13 protein-coding genes are annotated in these 17,102 nt (G+C 57.3%); 7 read left to right on the forward strand and 6 right to left on the reverse strand.

Annotated elements, in window-relative coordinates; all coding sequences use genetic code 11:
* The first annotated feature begins 54 nt into the window (after positions 1 to 54).
* A complete protein-coding gene (locus O4H31_RS15230) occupies positions 55 to 996 on the forward strand; it encodes a cytochrome c oxidase assembly protein (RefSeq protein WP_244153749.1) in 942 nt (313 codons plus the stop codon).
* A 239-nt stretch (positions 997 to 1,235) separates the two neighbouring features.
* Here the strand turns inward: O4H31_RS15230 and mntR are convergent, their stop codons facing one another.
* On the reverse strand, positions 1,236 to 1,706 hold the full coding sequence (gene mntR / locus O4H31_RS15235) for a manganese-binding transcriptional regulator MntR (RefSeq protein WP_260010381.1): 471 nt from the start codon (positions 1,704 to 1,706) through the stop codon (positions 1,236 to 1,238).
* 244 nt (positions 1,707 to 1,950) lie between these two features.
* Here mntR and O4H31_RS15240 point away from each other — a divergent pair, with 244 nt between their 5' ends.
* The 4 genes from O4H31_RS15240 to phnE are packed head-to-tail and all read left to right on the forward strand — an operon-like array spanning position 1,951 to position 6,090.
* Positions 1,951 to 3,678 carry a cytochrome c peroxidase gene (locus O4H31_RS15240; RefSeq protein ID WP_260010383.1) on the forward strand — a complete coding sequence of 576 codons (1,728 nt, stop codon included), beginning with the start codon at positions 1,951 to 1,953 and terminating at the stop codon, positions 3,676 to 3,678.
* A complete protein-coding gene (locus O4H31_RS15245; protein ID WP_093744240.1) occupies positions 3,678 to 4,553 on the forward strand; it encodes a phosphate/phosphite/phosphonate ABC transporter substrate-binding protein in 876 nt (291 codons plus the stop codon). Before O4H31_RS15240 ends, O4H31_RS15245 begins: the two co-directional genes overlap by 1 nt.
* A 2-nt stretch (positions 4,554 to 4,555) precedes the next feature.
* Positions 4,556 to 5,332, forward strand: coding sequence for a phosphonate ABC transporter ATP-binding protein (locus tag O4H31_RS15250; RefSeq protein WP_244153747.1), 777 nt, complete (start codon positions 4,556 to 4,558; stop codon positions 5,330 to 5,332).
* Positions 5,329 to 6,090: a phosphonate ABC transporter, permease protein PhnE gene (phnE, locus tag O4H31_RS15255; protein ID WP_244153745.1), complete on the forward strand. Its 762-nt coding sequence runs from the start codon at positions 5,329 to 5,331 to the stop codon at positions 6,088 to 6,090. Before O4H31_RS15250 ends, phnE begins: the two co-directional genes overlap by 4 nt.
* Positions 6,091 to 6,093: 3 nt before the next feature.
* On the opposite strand, the gene O4H31_RS15260 is transcribed toward phnE, so the two are convergent.
* The 3 genes from O4H31_RS15260 to O4H31_RS15275 all read right to left on the reverse strand — a co-directional run bounded on the left by O4H31_RS15260 (position 6,094) and on the right by O4H31_RS15275 (position 10,238).
* On the reverse strand, positions 6,094 to 6,603 hold the full coding sequence (locus tag O4H31_RS15260) for a L,D-transpeptidase family protein (protein ID WP_067264398.1): 510 nt from the start codon (positions 6,601 to 6,603) through the stop codon (positions 6,094 to 6,096).
* A gap of 66 nt (positions 6,604 to 6,669) precedes the next feature.
* Positions 6,670 to 8,856 (reverse strand): heavy metal translocating P-type ATPase, encoded by a 2,187-nt coding sequence (locus tag O4H31_RS15265; protein ID WP_260012835.1) that lies wholly within the window; start codon positions 8,854 to 8,856, stop codon positions 6,670 to 6,672.
* Between the two features lie 716 nt (positions 8,857 to 9,572).
* Positions 9,573 to 10,238 (reverse strand): L,D-transpeptidase, encoded by a 666-nt coding sequence (locus O4H31_RS15275; protein WP_067264455.1) that lies wholly within the window; start codon positions 10,236 to 10,238, stop codon positions 9,573 to 9,575.
* Positions 10,239 to 11,032: 794 nt separating this feature from the next.
* Here O4H31_RS15275 and O4H31_RS15280 point away from each other — a divergent pair.
* Positions 11,033 to 11,797 carry a transglutaminase-like domain-containing protein gene (locus tag O4H31_RS15280; RefSeq protein ID WP_244153561.1) on the forward strand — a complete coding sequence of 255 codons (765 nt, stop codon included), beginning with the start codon at positions 11,033 to 11,035 and terminating at the stop codon, positions 11,795 to 11,797.
* The gene (locus O4H31_RS15285) at positions 11,787 to 12,752 is read left to right on the forward strand and encodes a cation diffusion facilitator family transporter (RefSeq protein WP_093737957.1); all 966 of its coding nucleotides are present in this window, start codon (positions 11,787 to 11,789) and stop codon (positions 12,750 to 12,752) included. Before O4H31_RS15280 ends, O4H31_RS15285 begins: the two co-directional genes overlap by 11 nt.
* 741 nt (positions 12,753 to 13,493) lie before the next feature.
* Here the strand turns inward: O4H31_RS15285 and O4H31_RS15290 are convergent.
* Both O4H31_RS15290 and O4H31_RS15295 read right to left on the reverse strand, forming a co-directional pair.
* Positions 13,494 to 14,822 (reverse strand): replication-associated recombination protein A, encoded by a 1,329-nt coding sequence (locus tag O4H31_RS15290; protein ID WP_093737960.1) that lies wholly within the window; start codon positions 14,820 to 14,822, stop codon positions 13,494 to 13,496.
* A gap of 86 nt (positions 14,823 to 14,908) precedes the next feature.
* Complete coding sequence (locus O4H31_RS15295) at positions 14,909 to 17,101, reverse strand: AAA family ATPase (protein ID WP_093737962.1); 2,193 nt, start codon at positions 17,099 to 17,101, stop codon at positions 14,909 to 14,911.
* Position 17,102: the final 1 nt, after the last annotated feature.

Here is a 17,102-nt window from a genome sequence, read left to right on the forward strand (position 1 = left end):
CTGATAATCCCCTTCTTTCTTCTTTTCGACCCGTTTGGATTTGCGATTTCGCCAGTGTCCATTGTATCCGTCAGTTTGGCCGCATGGTTCTATATGCGCGGCCTCAGACGACCCGTGCGTATCCGCGGAACGATCTCTGTCTGGCGTCCGATCTTGTTCTTCGCCGGCCTTGCTTGCATTCTTGCAGCCATGAACGCACCGCTCGCTGTAATGGGACATACCTTATTCTCAATACATCAGGTCGAACATCTTCTTCTTCGCCTTATCGGCCCCCTTCTCATCGCCGTATCGCAGCCGTGGCGCATCCTGCTATCCAGCCTCGAAAGACGCCGGCGTCAACACTTCAGTGCGCCAGCGAACTCCCGGGGACAAAGTTTCGTAGCGCATCCAACGGCCGCAACTGGGTTGATTGTTGGAGCGCTATTTATCTGGCAGGTACCTGTCATTTACGCACTTGCGCAGCGTATCGCGGCTATCGAAGTGTTCGCTCATCTGGGAATGGTACTAGCAGGGCTCTGGTTCTTTACCATGCTCTTCGATCCCAGAGACCCCCCTGTGGGCGCCAAACGCGGAGCGAGGCTGTTGTCCGCCTTTGTTGTGATCGTAGCAAACATTTTTCTAGGTTCCCTGACGACACTCAAGGAGGTGAGCCTTTACGCATTCTCCCATAGGGAAAGAATTGGATTGATCGATGCGCTGTCCGACGAAACGATCGGCGGCTATACTATTTGGGTCCCGTCTTCGATGGTGATGATCGTCGCGATCATTCTGGTCATGAACGGCTGGGACGCTGCGGAAGTACGTCGCTGGAATACGAGATACGACCTGCTACGCGGCTCGAATTCAGCGGCACTGGAGTTTCCGGAAACCGCCGAAGAATTGCGTCTGAAAGTGGCAAAGACAAACCGCGACATGGGCCGGACCCTTGCCATAGGCGCATTGGTCATGTTCTTGATCGTCATCACAACGGTGGTGACAATTGTCTATGCGCTTTGAACAGAGGACCCACTCAAGGGTTGCGCCTACCTCTTTTCACGCGACCGGCATTTTCGCTGCATGGTCGGCGCAGGTAGGAATATTGGGCGCACTATTTCGTGCTGGCCAAACTCAGAGGATGCGATGGGTTGGACCAGAGTTAAGCATTGACACAAATGCTACCCCGCCAACGTATGACTGCTGACGCTGCAGCCTCTTGAGTCTCGCCTTGCTGAATTTCGAGAGAACTCGATGCTGCGCTACTTGCTGCTCTGAAACTTCTGGAGGGCGTGCTCGAAGGCCTCCAGCGTGGTCGTGCTGACGTGATGCTCGATCCCCTCCGCATCGCGTTCCGCAGTCTCTTCGTCGATTCCCAGGCTGAGAAGAAACGCGACAACGACTCTATGGCGGCGGCGACAGGCCTCGGCCAATTCTCGGCCCGCATCGGTTAGAAATATTGCGCGGTAACGCTCCCGCCGCACCAAACCAGCAGCCTTGAGTCGGGAGATGTTCTTGGTCACTGTTGGAGATTTCACGCCAAGCCGCTCGGCGATTTCGACCGGCCTAGCCTCCCCCCGCAACTCGATCAGCTCTGCGATCAGTTCCACATAATCCTCCGCCATTTCGCTTTCATGTGCTCGGCGCACAGTCGCGAAACCCTTAGCCTGCGCTTCGGGAGCTCTCTCGACAGTCTCGAACGCCTCGCGTTCGTATGATTGTAGCTTCGACATGTCCGGACATTGCAACGAATAACTAAAATTGACAATCTAATTAGCCTAGAATACCTAAGTTAGACGAGTCTAAGTTTTAGCGCTGGAGGCTATGGTGATAAAAAATCTTTCGAGGCTGCTGCTAACCGCTGCAAGCGCGGTCCTGCTGTCCGGACCCGGGGGGGCGACGCCTGTCAAAGAGGCTCCGTGGCTTCCTGAGGCGGCAGCCTATCGGCTGACACTTTTTCTTGGAAATCTCGCGCCAGTGCCTTGGGACGACATCGAGACCGCTTGGACAGAACCTCACCGGGGTTCGGAATTCTCGACCGGCGCGTTGGAGTGGGTGGACCGCAAAAGCGGTATCAAGCCGGATGGTATCCTTGACGCCATGGCACGTGAAGACCGGCAAGCAGTTTTCACAGAGGCCACTCGTCTTGTAGCGCTTAGGATCGAAGAGGAATTGGACCGGACTCTCGCAGCCGAAGAGCCTGCAAAGGCGCGCCAGGCTCTGCGAACGGCAGGCGAGCTCTACCGTGCGTTTGAGGATGGTATCGCGGCAGCCGACCCCGAAGCAGCAAGACGTATCGGCCTCGCTTGGCTGGAACTTAACAGTAGCACGGGGTCCGCTGGTCTTCTCGGCGCTGGCGCCTTTTCCGCGGATCGCGACACGCTGGAGGCCGCGCGCGCAGTCATTTCCAGCTATCTCGCGGAAAATTACCTCTTAGCCAACTATGCTCCACGTCAGACACTGAGTGCCCTGCCCGAAACCGCTGTGTTCAGCCGACGCACTATCGAGGTGCCGCCAAGCTTGCCGCCTGGCTCCGACATCTTCGATCAGGACCCGCTGCCATTGCTTGTCCTCAACTTCGAGGAACAAGGTATCGACGAGACCGATCTGCCCTTGGTGGCTTATGGCGACATGCTTTTCGACAGCCCGCAGATATTCGGAAATCCTGCGCGAAACCTCGGGATCGCCTGTTCGACCTGTCACAATCGCTCGGATGTGAACCAGCGCCTCTTCATCCCGGGCGCCAGCCACCAACCCGGTGCCATCGACGTCGATGGCGCGTTCTTTAATCCTATCTTCAACGACCGGCGCGACGACCCGATCGACATTCCGAGCCTGCGCGGGCTGCGCTTCACCGGGCCTTATGGTCGCGATGGGCGCTTTGCCTCTCTGCGCGACTTCAGCCGGAACGTGATCGTCAATGAATTTGGCGGCGCGGAGCCGACGCCCTTGATGCTCGACGCGCTGGTAGGATACATGCTCGAGTTCGACTTCCTACCAAACTCTAAGCTGAATGCGGATGGTACGCTGTCCGAGGCAAACCCGGACGCGGCGCACCGAGGCGAGGCTATTTTTAATCGGCCTTTCGCTGGGCTAGGCGATCGCTCCTGCGCTAGTTGCCACGTGCCTGACGCAAATTTCCTCGATCGGCAAGCCCATGACATTGGATCGGTCTCGCCGGCATATAGTGGCGCGCGCGCAGGCGCGCTGGATACGCCGTCCTTGCTGGGAACCGCATATACCGCCCCCTATTTTCACGACGGTTCGCTGTCGACGTTGGCCGCCGTTGTTGAGTGGTTCGATGAGACGAAATCGCTTGGGCTATCAGAGACGGAACGGACTGAACTGACCGCGTATCTGGAGACTGTAGGGTCGGCAGACGAGCCTTACGAGAAGTTCGACGCAGAGAACACCGCCTTTCGCCTGACATTTGCCGAATTGGCGACATTTGCATCGACGCTCGACACGCTTCTGCCCCGACGTGACGCAGAGCACATCCTGCTGCTGACCGATACTGTCGCTGCGGACCTCGCCGCAGACGCGAGCACCATGTCGAACCTGACCGCACGGCCCGAAGTCTATGCCTTGGCCGAGCGTCTTGCCGCAGTCGGCGATGCAGTCCGTGACGACGACTGGGGGGCCGCCGAAGCAAGTTGGACCGCGTTCAAGACCGAAGCCGACGCGATCGAAGAGAGGGCATTCTGATGGAATTCTACCTAACCCGCAGAAATATGCTGGCCTTGGCCAGTGCAGGCGCGATCTCGCTGGCCTCCCCGCTGACCGCACAAGACACTCCCTTGCGGCTTGCTTTCATTCCGCAGGAGAATCCCGACAAGCTCTTAGGCGACATTGAGGCCATCACAAGATGGCTATCCGAACAGATTGGCGTTCCCGTGGAAGGCTTCGTCACCATCGACCATGCTGCGGCTGTCGAGGCACTTCGCAACGGAGATGCAGACGTCTCCTTCATGGGCGCATTGCCTTTCGTTCTGGCGGAGGCGGAAATTGGCGCGGTACCTCTCTTGTCTGAGGTCTACCGGGGCGCGTCAAGTTACACAGGACGCATTTTTGTCCGCCGCAACAGCGGTATCGAAACGCTGGCAGACCTGCGCGGGCGCGATATCGCCTTTGCCGACCCGATCTCTGAATCAGGTTATCTTTATCCTCTTTCCGAATTCGTTAAGGCCGGGCTAATTGAGGGTCCTGGCGCAGCGGAGAAATTCTTCGGCCGCGTGTTCTTTGCGGGAGGCTACCAGCAAGCCATGCAGGCTATGGCCGAAGGTCTGGTCGATGCCGCCGGTGCCAGTCAGTATGCGGATTTGTTGTTGACCCCACAACAGCAGGCCGAGGTGACTTGGCTCGTAGAAAGCGCGCCGATTCCAAGTCACCTTGTGATCGCACGCCCAGAACTCGATGCCGCCCTGCAAGCTCGTTTTGTTGACGTCATGCTGAAGCTCAACGAACCGAAGCACCGCGACAAATTGAGCTATCTTTACGGACCAGATGGCTACGTCAGGGCAGACGGCACCGCGTATGAAGGCGTACGCGATATGGCAAAGAAATACGGGCTGTTACGATGAGCATGGCTATCGAAATAGACGATCTGAGTTATGTCCATAAGGGCGCACAGCTACCAGCGTTGGAACGAGTCTCATTTCGGATCCCGGCGGGCGAGTGTGTCGCTTTACTGGGCCCATCCGGGGCGGGCAAAACGACGTTGCTGGCGCTGCTCGACGGTAGGATTCAGGGATGGCGCGGGCGCGTTTCTGTCTTGGGTGCGCCGCTCAATCCCGACCGCCCACCACCCCGAGCTCGCCGTCCTGATACCGGTTTCGTGTTTCAGGAATTCGCCCTCGTAGAACGCTCCACGGCACTACGCAACGTGCTCAACGGCCGCCTGGGGCGGATGTCACCTTTCCACGCAGTACTGGGATCGCCAATGGCTCACGATCTCGATATTGCCCGCACAGCACTCGCCGATTGCGGCATCGCAGAACTCGCGGAACGCCGTGTCGACAGTCTCAGCGGAGGACAGCGACAGCGCGTGGCTATTGCGCGATGTCTGGCGCAGGAACCACGGCTGATCCTCGCCGACGAGCCAGTGAGCAACCTCGACCCCGCCCGCGCTGGAGAGGTTCTGGGGTTGATGACCAAGGCGGCGCGAGCGCGTGATGCAACAGCGCTATTCTCCTCGCACCAACCCGATCTGGCGCGGCGTTTTGCAGGGCGCATCATCGGCATACGAGAGGGGCGGATCGCGTTTAACGTGCCAACGTCCGAGTTGAAAGACGATGCGACTGCCGAACTCTATCGGGGGTCAGGACCGACGCCGGAACTCGGTCCCCGGGCGGTGTTATGATGGCCCCCCGCGACTTCGGCGGCTTCGTCACCAGTTCGCTGATCGCTATTGCCATCCTATGGTCCCTCGTCACAACCGATGTCGAGTTGTCGCGTCTTGCTTCGGCCGGTCCACGGATTACCGACTTTATCGGCCGGATGTTCCCGCCCGATCCGACAGTGATGACCGAGATCAAAAAAGGCAGCGCAGAGACACTAAGAATAGCAATCCTCGGCTCCCTCGGCGCAGTGCTGCTGTCGACCCCTCTGGCTATTCTCGCGTCCGAAACCATGGTTTCGCGTGCGGTGTTCGGGCCGGTCCGCGCGCTGCTGGCCTTTATCCGGGCGGTACCGCTGATCCTCGTGGCCATGCTCATGGTGGGCGCGGTCGGGCTCGGGCCGCTGCCCGGCATCATCGCAGTTGCCTTTCATGCCACTGGGATGCTCGCTAAATTCTATGCCGAGGCGATCGACGGCGTATCTCGCGCCCCCATCGCAGCACTTGAAAGTGCAGGGGCTGGACCGCTCGTGCGGCTCAGACATGCGATTTGGCCACAGATGGCCCCAGTCATCGCCCGCGACACGATTTTCCGGTTCGAACTGAACCTGCGTGAGTCGTTGGTCCTCGGCATCGTCGGCGCGGGCGGGATCGGCTTTTACATCCAGACCTACATCCGCTCTTTTCAGTATGACAAGGCGGCCAGCGTCACGATTGCCGTCGTCGGCCTAGTCATCGTCATCGAGGCGATCAACATCACGCTGCGTCGTCGATTTACCTAACCATCAAGCATAAATGTCGATCGGTGTTCCATTTTTCACCATTGCGTAGATTTCCTCGATCTGACGGTCCGTTACGGCGATGCATCCTGCGGTCCAGTCACGCTTGTTCATCGGGTCGATCCCCTTGCGTGGCCCACCGTGAATAAAAATATCGCCACCCGGCGACTTTCCTTGGGACTCAGCAAAGGCAATATCCGCCGCGTTGGGATATGAGATGCCGATGGAGAGGTGGAAGAGGCTGTCCGGGTTGCGTCGGTCAATCACGTAGGTGCCTTCTGGCGTACGGCCGTCTCCCTCGAACTGTTTGTGACCCTGGGGCGCGAAGCCCAATCCGATGGGAAATGTACGCAAAACGCCCGCCTTCCCGTCAAGGACGAGCAACCGCTGTGCCTTGTACATGCGAAGACGGGTTACTTTGGGTCCGTTGTAGGTCCGGAACTTATCTGCACAGCCTGACAGGAAGGCAGCCAACCCACTTAGAATAAAGACCCGTCGTGGAAAATTGGTAGTCATTACTGCTTGATGCCCCTTTCGTGAGGTCTGATGTGTTTTAGGCGTTACTTAACCGCAAATGCCGGATCAATGACCGTGCGCGAGTGCTCCCTTTGCCATATTCTCGCCCACCGGTTCACCGCCCGAAGGCCCGCCCTCGACCTGATAGCCGTTCAAAAGCCGCAGTGCATTGGCGACCACCAACAGGGATACGCCCACATCCGCAGCGATGGCGCCCCACATAGAGGCCATGCCGAACGCGGTCAGCCCGACGAACAGCGCTTTGGTCGCCAACGATATACCAATATTCTGGTGGATGATCGACATGGTCCGGCGTGAATGACCAATAAGCCAGGGCACCTTGCCGATATCGTCAGTCATCAGCGCAATGTCGGCCGTCTCGATGGCCGCATCAGATCCGACAGCCCCCATGGCAATGGCATAATGCGCCCGCGCCATGGCCGGTGCGTCGTTCACGCCGTCACCAATCATCGCCACCATGTCGTGGATTTCCACCAGTTCTTCGATGGCCGTCACCTTATCTTCTGGCAAAAGTTCGGCGCGCACTTCGTCGATCCCAACTTCGGCCGCGACGGCACGCGCGGTGCGTTCGTTGTCGCCCGTCAACATCACGATCGTCTCCACACCCTGCGCATGCAACTTTTCAACGACCCCCTTAGCATCAGGGCGGATGCGGTCGCGCAGCTCTAGTATGCCGACCACGGCAGTCTCGTCACCCACTACAACTAAGGTGCTCCCTGCTCCTTCTATTCGATCTCTCAAATCTGTCGGAATGTGATTGCCAAACCCCTTCTCCTCAGCGAACCGATCCGAGCCGAGCCAGATTACACGCCCGTCGGCGCGCCCTTCCAGCCCGCGTCCAGGCACGGTGCGTGTATCCTCTGCAGCAGTTATGGAAACACCATCAGTTTGCGCGCGCGCGAGAATGGCCCGTGCCAGCGGGTGCGAAGACCGTGCCTCCAAACTCGCTGCCAGCGTTATGAGATCGCGCGCGGAGGCTTCGCCCAATGCGTGAACTGCTGCAACCTCGGGTTCGCCCATAGTGATCGTTCCCGTCTTATCCATCGCCAGCGCAGTGGTGCGACCTGGCGCCTCAACATAAGCGCCCCCCTTGATAAGCACCCCTGCTCGCGCCGACGCGGTCAGCGCTGCCACGATCGAAACTGGTGTTGAGATGACAAGGGCACAGGGGCAGGCGATTACCAGCAGCACCAACGCATTGTAGAACCAATAGTCCCAGGCACCGCCCAGGAGGAGCGGCGGCACCAGCGCAAGGGCGACCGCCAGCGCCATCACTATGGGGGTGTAGATGCGTGCAAACTTCGCGACCCATTGCTCGACCGGGGCGCGACGGGCATGGGCATCGCCGACCATGCGAATGATTTTCGCGAGCACCGTGTCCGAGGCGGCCTTCGTCGCGCGCACCGTCAGTGTGCCCTCACCATTGATTGTGCCGGCATAAACCTCGTCGCCGAGTTCCTTCGGAACCAGTGCGCTTTCGCCAGTGATCGGGGCCTGGTCGACAGCCCCGGCCCCCTCTAAGACCTCGCCATCAAGTGGGATGCGGTCGCCGCCGCGCACGATGAAGCGATCATCCACGGCAACTTCTGCCGCTGGAACATTCGCCTCGCTACCATCCGGCCGGATAATCCTGGCTGTCGGTGGTGCTAAATCCAGAAGGGCCGACACCGCATTGCGCGCCCGCCCCACACTCCAGCTCTCAAGGTAGAGCGACAGTGAAAAGAAAAACGCAACTGTCGCTGCCTCGAATAATTCGCCCAGCCCGATAGCACCCGCCACGGCCACCACCATCAATAGATTCATGTCAGGGCTAATTCTGCGTGCTGAAGACCAGGCCTTTGGTGCAACGAGCCAGACGCCAAAAAGGATTGCGACGGCAAACAGCCCGGCTTCCGCGATGGGCATCGGCGCCGTGCCATGCCCTGCAAACAGACCAAGCGCACCACCCATGCCCGTTTCGACGATATGGTAGAGAAATCCTGCCGCCCAAAACCCGCCGCTCAGCGTGGTAAAACGCTTTTGACGTGCCAAATGCGCTGCCTGATTTTCGGCCGCGTTGTCGGCATCCCACGGTTTCGCGCTCATGCCCGTGCTCGCGACCAACTCAGCGACCTCATCATCTGAAATCTTATCCGCAGTATCCAGAATCGTCATTCGTCCATTAATGACATCAAACGCCAGATGCTCTGTCCCGCCAACTGTTGGACCGACAGCCCTATTCAGGATCGCCACCTCTTCGGCACAATCCAGACCAGAGACCTGGAAACTTCGTCCGGTCGCGGGGATGGGTTGTGCTGGTTCCGTGTCGGCTCCAGCACCGCAGCACGTACCACCTTCTCCATGAGAGTGGGAAACTCCTTTCGGATGCTCTTGATAATCACTGTGCTCGCGATCGCGGTCAGATTTGTGTTTGTGGTCGCGGCGGTGGTCATGGATAGACATAGATTGACCCTAGGATTAGATTGATTCAACTCTGACATAGCCCCTACAGTTACTAGAGGTTCAATAGAAAAATTGCGTTTCTTTTTATGAACTCTTTTGAAGATGCCGCGCTCCGACCGCCCCAGGGTGGTTCTTGTGGACCTGTGCCCGGTATGCAAGATTGTTGGTGAAAACCAAATTAGGACAGGTCAGAGGACTGAATGCAAACACGACATATGATGATTGGAGCGGCCCTGCTGCTCGCAAGCGGATGTGCCGCACCAATGGCTAACTCCCGCGCGCCGGTAGACGCGGTTGGAAACCTTCCCGAACAAATCGTTAACCTAGCTGCACCTGGTCAGGACCTCACAACAGCTCGGCTTCGTTCCGAGGATGGATGCTACTGGTATGAGCACAGCGGTCCAGTAGAAACGACACTGGTGCCGCTCCGCTCAATAGGTGGCAACCCGATCTGCACCACGCGCTCGGCGTGACTAATTGACCAGTGCAGACTGGTTGGGCGTAGATCACGTTCGCGGGGTCACGCTTTCTTCTGCCGAATACAGGAACGCCGTCGAACCAGTTTTGACGTTCGGGTATAGATGGTTGATATGTGCCATGACCATGCGGACACACCCCGAACTCGCGCGCCCGCCGATGCTTCTTGGTTCGGGCGTCCCGTGAATGCGTAGATAGGTGTCTCGGTTGCCTTCAAAAAGGTAAAGCGCCCGCGAGCCAAGAGGGTTTTCTGGGCCAGGGTCAACACCGTCGGCAACCGGGCCATAGAGCTCGGGATCGCGTGCGATCATGTTTTGGGTCGGCGTCCAGTTTGGCCATTCCACTTTTCGCTGGATCGTATACGTGCCGGGCTCGTACAGGTTACCACGGGCGATCGCCACACCGTAACGCATCGCAGTTCCCCCTTCTTCGATGTGATAGATGTAGCGCGCTACGGCATCGACGTGGACGTCTCCCGGAACAAGCCCGTCCTTAGCGTCCACCCGCTGGGGCAAAAAGCGCGGGTGCAGGCCCCACGGGTTTGACGTAGTTGGATCAAAAGCGGGAGGTGTGACCTGCGCGTCCCAGGCGGCCTTCTCCTCCTTGGTGGGCCGGGTGGCTGCCAGTAGCGGGCCAGCGATTGGAGTAGAAAACAGCGCACCGCTGGTCTGGAGAAAATGTCGTCTTGTCAGCATCATTCTTATTCCTTCAACGTTAGGTAGGCAAACTAAGCTTAAACAAGACCACTCTGCCGTTCAGTAAGGAAAGCCTGAAGCAGTATGGCCTGTTTGACTCGAATGCCGTTCTTCGCCTGCGGTCCTAACTCCTAAAGCCGCTGTAGGTTCAAGAGAAATATTTCTATCGAACCGGGCTTCTTGGAACCTAAATCCGTTCCCTTATTTGTGTTAACACCCCTACTCGGGCGGTTTCTGTGACGAAAAAAGCTACTTCTAGCAACTGATGATACGAGTTCACCGTTTCAATTCTCTGCCAACGGACAATAGCAGGCGGTTTGCGGCCAAGGGTCAAAGGCCGGCTTTTATGAATGTATAACGCCAGCCACTTCCTGACGCGGGCCATTGGCGCTGATCCGTTTTCACAGGCATACAGGCATGTAAGTAGCCCCATAAACCCCAGCTAACGCCGCAGCCCCCAGCTAAGATGTAGTTAAGGAAACGGTCATCGCTATCCATTGGCATGTGGGCACCTCACCATCGCAGCAGATTTTTCCACACAAATGAACTGAGCTAACCGCCCTGAACGGAATTCGAGTTCTTAGGTGGTCCGAACTTGTAGTTGGCTTCGTGTAGCGCATTAACCTAGGGATCAACCTCCAGGATGTTCAAAATGGATTTCGACTTTTTTGGTGATGGTGCCTCGCGGGAGCGAACATCATCCTAGTAGCGCAGCGCACGGGATAACTTTCGACTTGAAGCTACATCTACTGTAGCAATTACACTTGTCTCATCACGATTCGATGGAGACGGGAATGAATGCCGACACAACTTTGCTTCAGCCGACAGAATTACTCGACTTTTGCCGAGGCCCGATCAGTAGTCTCATCGAAAAGCGTGGCTGGCTGGCGCTTTCCGAACATGGTCGGATCGGCGCAGCATATGATTTCGTCCGTAATGAGATCCACTTCGGCTATAACCGCGCGGACAACATTCCGGCCTCAGTCGTGCTGATGGACGGCTATGGCCAGTGCAATACTAAGGCCACGCTGCTGATGGCGCTTCTGCGCGCGCTCGGTTTCCCTTGCCGGCTGCATGGCTTCACCATTCACAAGGCTCTTCAGCGTGGCGTCGTGCCCGAAGCAGTCTACCCGATTGCGCCGGTAGAGATCCTGCATTCATGGGTCGAGGTTCGCGTTATTGGCACCTGGGTGAACCTCGAAGGCTTTATTCTGGATACTGACTACCTAACCCGGCTCCAAGCGCACTTCCCCGGACGCAAAGAGTTCTGCGGTTACGGCATCGGGACAGATTGTCTCGGCGCACCACCGGTCGACTGGCGCGGTGGTGACACCTACATCCAACGCACTGGCATCACGCGCGACCTCGGAACATTTGATGCCCCGGATGAATTCTATCGGCAACATCGGCAGGAATTCGGACGCCTTCGTGGATGGCTCTACCGACACGGAATTCGCCATTGGATGAACGCACGTGTCGCCGCGCTCCGGTCGGGCCGCTTGGTCCCCTCGCCAGAGATTACGGCCCACAATCAAGAGGAGCCGCATTATGCCGCATGATCACGGTAATGCCCACATGGACCCGACTTCCGGGGACCGGAGGGTATCGGTCGCCATTTGGGCCAATGCTCTTCTGACTGTTGCGCAGGTCGTCGGCGGCATCTTTTCTGGCAGTCTTGCCCTCATTGCAGACGCACTGCACAATTTCTCTGATATGGCATCGCTAGTCATCGCCTTCGTCGCGCGCAAGATTGCCCGGCGACCGGCAGATGAACGCATGACCTTCGGCTATGGCCGGATCGAGATCGTAGCGGCGCTGATCAACTACACCACCCTAATCCTTGTCGGCGTCTATCTGATTTACGAGGGCGCGATGCGCTTTATCGAGCCAACGGAGGTCGCTGGCTGGACCGTCGTTATCCTCGGTTGCGTGGCGCTCGCGGTAGACAGCTTGACCGCATGGCTCACCTGGTCGATGCAGAAAGGCAGCGTGAACATCCGCGCGCTCTTCCTACACAATCTATCCGACGCACTGGCCTCAGTAGCGGTGATCATCGGGGGGACGCTGATCATTCTCTACGACGTGACTTGGGTCGATCCGGCGATCACGATTGCCATTGCCCTCTACATTCTCTACCTCGCCCTGACCGAAATCGGAAAGCCGATCCGTACGTTGATGCTCGGCAGCCCCCCCGACATGGATAGCCGTGCAGTGGTCCGGGCGATGACCGAGGTGGATGGTGTCGAGGACGTGCATCACGTTCATCTCTGGCAAATGCAGGAACACGAAGCAGCGCTCGACTGTCACGTGGTGCTGACAGAGGCGGGCTGGAGCCGCATCGAACCGGTCAAGGCGGAAATCAAAGAACGGCTGAGTGCGGAGTTCAGCATAATGCATTCCAGCTTTGAGTTCGAGAACATCCACCACGCGCACCAGAACGTCCAACTCTTCGGCCACGGCGACGTAGAGAAGAAACCCGACCACGAAGACAACAAAGATACTGAAAGACAGTGACAATGTCACCGGCATCGTTTGCCAGAGCAAACGGTATGGAGCGCACTCATGCGCACAAGAATGAAGAGTGGCGGACCATCCGGCCAAGTCGGTGGGGCGAGTGAAATGCCTCCACGATAAGGCCCCACAAACTGCTTTCAGACAGCGTTAAAAGACCGAACGCCACCCCGTCAGAAAATCGACCCTACGTCCGAAGTGGCCGTCGGGTAAGCTGCGGGCATCGCTTTCACCTGCGCCGCCCCTGCCAGTGATGAGTTTCGCTCCGTCATGTGTTTCACCGATGCGCTTCTGCGAACATCAGCCCGAGGTATCGGTGAAGCTCACCTCGATATCGCCCCTCTCTCGTGCCCCTGAAATGGTCCTGTTTTTTAGGACAGCTTTGTGGCTCAGCTAAGATGTAATTTGGTTGGTTTCATGCCGCCCTCTGGGTCCGCTCTGCTTCAACGAATGCGTCGTCAGAGGATTGTTTGTCGAGAGCCGTGTGTGACACCTCGGAGTTGTAAAACCCGACCCAGTCTTTGATTAAGCGCTTGGCTTGAAACCCGTCCTGCAATTCATGCAGATATACAGCCTCCTGTGCGAGTATTTGGTACCAGCGCCTTTTCTACCGCGGAAGGTAAAAAGTCTATCAGGCGATAGCCCGGTCGCAACAAACAATGAGGGCCAACCTACGGCCCTTAATGATGAGAGCGGTCGGCCCTCATTGCTGCGAAATGATCGGCGGGGCGCACCTACTAGTTCTTACCCGCCTTCGGAGTTGCGGACTTTCCGAAGCTTTTCGAAGTAGCGAACCCTTTTTGATAGTTCTCGCTCGAACCCGCGTTCAACAGGCAGATAATGCTGGGGCCTTGCCATCCCATCAGGAAAGAAAACCTGACCAGAGAAACCGTCGGGAGCATCGTGATCATATTGATACCCTTCGCCGTATCCAAGATTCTTCATCATTGCTGTGGGCGCATTCACGATGTGCATGGGGGGAGGTGCGGAACCGGATATTTTCGCATCAGCGCGCGCGGCTTTGTGTGCCAAATAGCCGGCATTCGATTTCGGGGCCAAGGCCAAGTAAATTGCGGCCTGAGATACAGCCAGATCGCCTTCGGGACTGCCAAGCTTTTCGAAAGTGTCCCACGCGCTCAGACAGATACGGGATGCCTCCGGATCTGCCAACCCTACGTCCTCCCATGCGATCATTGTCAGCCGCCGCAGGATAAAACGAGGATCTTCGCCGCCCTCAAGCGCTCTATGGACCCAGTAAATTGCGGCCTCGGGGTCAGAACCCCTTATCGATTTCTGGATGGCACTTGCGATCGAGTAGTGACCATCTGACGCGCGATCATACTGCGCCGCGCGCTGTGTCAAGCGATTGGCCACTTCCTTTGCAGAATAGATATGGTCCCGGGGCCAAGTGAGCGTGCTCTCGACCAAATTCAGAAGAGCTCGCCCATCACCATCCGCCATGGCACAAAGGAGCTCCTTCGCTTCGTCGTCCAAAGGCAGGGGGCTATCAAGAACCCTCTCAGTGCGTGCAATTATGGCGGATAGCGCTCGTTCGTCAAGGCGCTCCAAGACCATCACCTGACACCGGCTAAGCACAGCCCTGTTCACAGAGAATGATGGGTTCTCTGTCGTTGCTCCGCATACGGTAACCGTCCCGTCTTCCATCACTGGCAGCAAGGCGTCAAGCTGGGTCTTGTTGAAACGGTGGATCTCGTCAATGAAAAGGAGTGTTCCCTGCCCCCTGCGGTGGCGGCCGCGCGCCGCCTGGAAAGCCCTCTTAAGGTCCGCGACGCCACTGAATATTGCACTGATCTGCTCGAAATGAAAATCCGTTTTCATAGCCAGCAGCCTGCCAATAGTGGTCTTCCCGACGCCGGTCGGCCCCCACAGGATTAGAGACGAGATTTTCCCTGCTGCCAACATGGAGCCCAGCGGACCATCGCCGGCCAGTAGCTTGTCTTGACCGATAACTTCCTCGATGGCTTGAGGCCTCAGTAGGTCAGCCAAGGGGCGGGTCTTAGCCTTTCCTGTTTCAGGCTCAGTCGCATCGTCTTGTTGCTCAAACAGGTTCATTCGTCGCTCCATTCATTTCCCCAATCAAAGGCACATCAGGTCTTCGTTCGAGGTTCGCGACAAACGTGCATCGAATTCGGGCCACCTTAGAAGTCCGCGTCCAGGTGCTGTAAAAGGTTAGTCTTTCGCTGGAGGGCGATTGAGCCTCGATCCACCGCTTGCTGGACCAGGCCCATATCCTCACTGCAAACAATTAGTTTCTTCTGTGCGCGTGTCGCGCCCGTGTAGAGCAGCGTCTTATCCAGCATGTGCGTTGCCCTTCTGTTCAAGACGAGGATTACGTTCTCCCACTGCGACCCCTGCGCCTTATGGATGGTCATAGCGTAACCGAGGCTCATCTTGTCCAACAGGTCTGCATTTAGATCGAACATCCGGCCGCCGATCTTAACGCAGCCAAGGTGCCCGTCCTCGGTTTGTTCATCGAAGATCTCCACGATGGTGCCGAGATCGCCATTTCTAACGCCAATGTCGTAGTCGTTCTTTGTTATGAGGATTGGATCGTTCAGGTAGAACTTGCTGCCTGTGAAATTTACGTAGTCATAGACGCCGTCCTCATGGACTAGACGAACTACAGGACGGTTGAAGCCCAGCCGGCGTTGCATGCCCATGTTCAGGTTTCCGACACCAGCTTCGCCAGCTTGCATCGAGGTTAGAATTGCGCACCGTTCAGCCCCCCCGTGAACCTGGAACAACTGACCAATTTCATCTGGGTCGACGCGTCGTAGGACAGCGCAATCAATTTCCACTCCCTCCTGATAGTCAGGCAAAGCTATGCACCCGTGTTGATGCCTCACCGCCGTTGCAAACCGATGAATTCCGCTCTCGGCTCCTTGGCGTTTCACCTCAGTTAGTTCGACGGCCGGGAAGGTCGATTTCATAATGTTATGAAACAACAGGCCGCCCCCGACGGGCGGCAATTGGTCCACGTCACCTACGAAGATAAAACGCGTGGCAGCAGGTAGGTGTAGCAGAAGGGCGTGCATGGAATATAGATCGACCATACTGGCTTCATCGATCACAACGATGCAATGGTCGGGACGCTGGTCCTGCTTCTTCCTTGCCATGTCCGCACAGAACTTAGCAATTGTCGAAGCAGGTCTACCAGTGGCTTCAACCATCCTTTGTGCAGCCCGCCCTGACAACGCGACCTGGAAGATATCAACACCAAAGGAGACCCTCTCCAACACCGTCACGATAGCCTGAAGGATTGTCGTCTTGCCCGTCCCTGCTCCGCCCGATAGCGCGAACACGTTCATACTTGACGCAAGCAACACCGCACGCCTTTGCTCATCCGTGAGCCTGAATTGAATGGTCTGCTCAAATTCGCGCAATCGCTCCTTAACCGCCTCAACGGTTAGATTGCACTCCCAATCCGCCGCGCTGCTGCCCGCGCCCGGCGGTCGAAGGATTGCATCACGCAGCCTCTGCCCCGTAAGGGCCTCAAGCAGAAATTCCCCTTCAAGTTGAAAGCCGTCCTCGCCACGGATATAGCCGATGAGTTCCTGTTCCATCGCGTGCCGCAGGACGACATTGAAGTCGACACCCATCTCTCTGCATTTCTTCTCGAACGCAGGCCGTAGCATCAAAGTCGATGACGTAGCGCGACAATATTGCGAAATGAGATCAGCTGCCAACGCAGCTTGGTATTTCGGGTGATCCGAGGCAAAGCCCAACCCCTTTGCAATCTTGCAGCACAGCTCGAATGGGACGTCGAAGTTCAGCAGCCGAAACGGGTTCTCCTTCAACATCGCGATGGTTTTCTCACGCCAAACCGCCGAAAGCGTTTCAGCCAGCTTTACCGGCAGATGGTGATCAGCAAGCCAGTTGATAGCTGCCATGTAGGCATCGCTTGGGAATTCCAGTAGCAGTGGGCCGATGGACCGACTCGGAACCCCAGCCTCCAAAAGCGAGCTAATGTCCCGTTCCTCGATGATCTCGATCAAGCGAGGATTGCGGGCCAGGCGACCAGCCTTGACCTCCCCAATGCCCTTCACGTTTCTCTGGAGCCACGTTTCCAGCAAGCGAGTGTTTGGCTTTACGAACCGAGCTGTATGGGCTTCGAGATGATCCTCGATGATTGTGTATCCGCCGGCCGTGAACGTTGTCTGTGCCGTCGGCCCGTCGACTTCCCACAAGGAACCAACCTTGGCAGCATCCTTGCAGGCTTCTGGCAGCGAAACAGAGAGGCTATTCGCCACGTGTATGACGCTGCCATCAGCTGCGATGCGCATGGCGCTGACAGAGCCATTTCGACGCCTCTTCGATACCTGGATGAGCATG

Source organism: Sulfitobacter dubius (assembly GCF_027214245.1).
In the GTDB taxonomy this organism is placed as follows: Bacteria; Pseudomonadota; Alphaproteobacteria; order Rhodobacterales; family Rhodobacteraceae; genus Sulfitobacter; species Sulfitobacter dubius_A.

Excerpts from the sequence above, each read along its gene's own strand:
- mntR (WP_260010381.1), bottom strand. The coding sequence starts at position 1,706 with ATGTCGAAGCTACAATCATACGAACGCGAGGCGTTCGAGACTGTCGAG.
- O4H31_RS15245 (WP_093744240.1), top strand. The coding sequence starts at position 3,678 with ATGGAATTCTACCTAACCCGCAGAAATATGCTGGCCTTGGCCAGTGCA.
- O4H31_RS15250 (WP_244153747.1), top strand. The coding sequence starts at position 4,556 with ATGGCTATCGAAATAGACGATCTGAGTTATGTCCATAAGGGCGCACAG.
- phnE (WP_244153745.1), top strand. The coding sequence starts at position 5,329 with ATGATGGCCCCCCGCGACTTCGGCGGCTTCGTCACCAGTTCGCTGATC.
- O4H31_RS15260 (WP_067264398.1), bottom strand. The coding sequence starts at position 6,603 with ATGACTACCAATTTTCCACGACGGGTCTTTATTCTAAGTGGGTTGGCT.
- O4H31_RS15275 (WP_067264455.1), bottom strand. The coding sequence starts at position 10,238 with ATGCTGACAAGACGACATTTTCTCCAGACCAGCGGTGCGCTGTTTTCT.
- O4H31_RS15280 (WP_244153561.1), top strand. The coding sequence starts at position 11,033 with ATGAATGCCGACACAACTTTGCTTCAGCCGACAGAATTACTCGACTTT.
- O4H31_RS15285 (WP_093737957.1), top strand. The coding sequence starts at position 11,787 with ATGCCGCATGATCACGGTAATGCCCACATGGACCCGACTTCCGGGGAC.
- O4H31_RS15290 (WP_093737960.1), bottom strand. The coding sequence starts at position 14,822 with ATGAACCTGTTTGAGCAACAAGACGATGCGACTGAGCCTGAAACAGGA.
- O4H31_RS15295 (WP_093737962.1), bottom strand. The coding sequence starts at position 17,101 with ATGCTCATCCAGGTATCGAAGAGGCGTCGAAATGGCTCTGTCAGCGCC.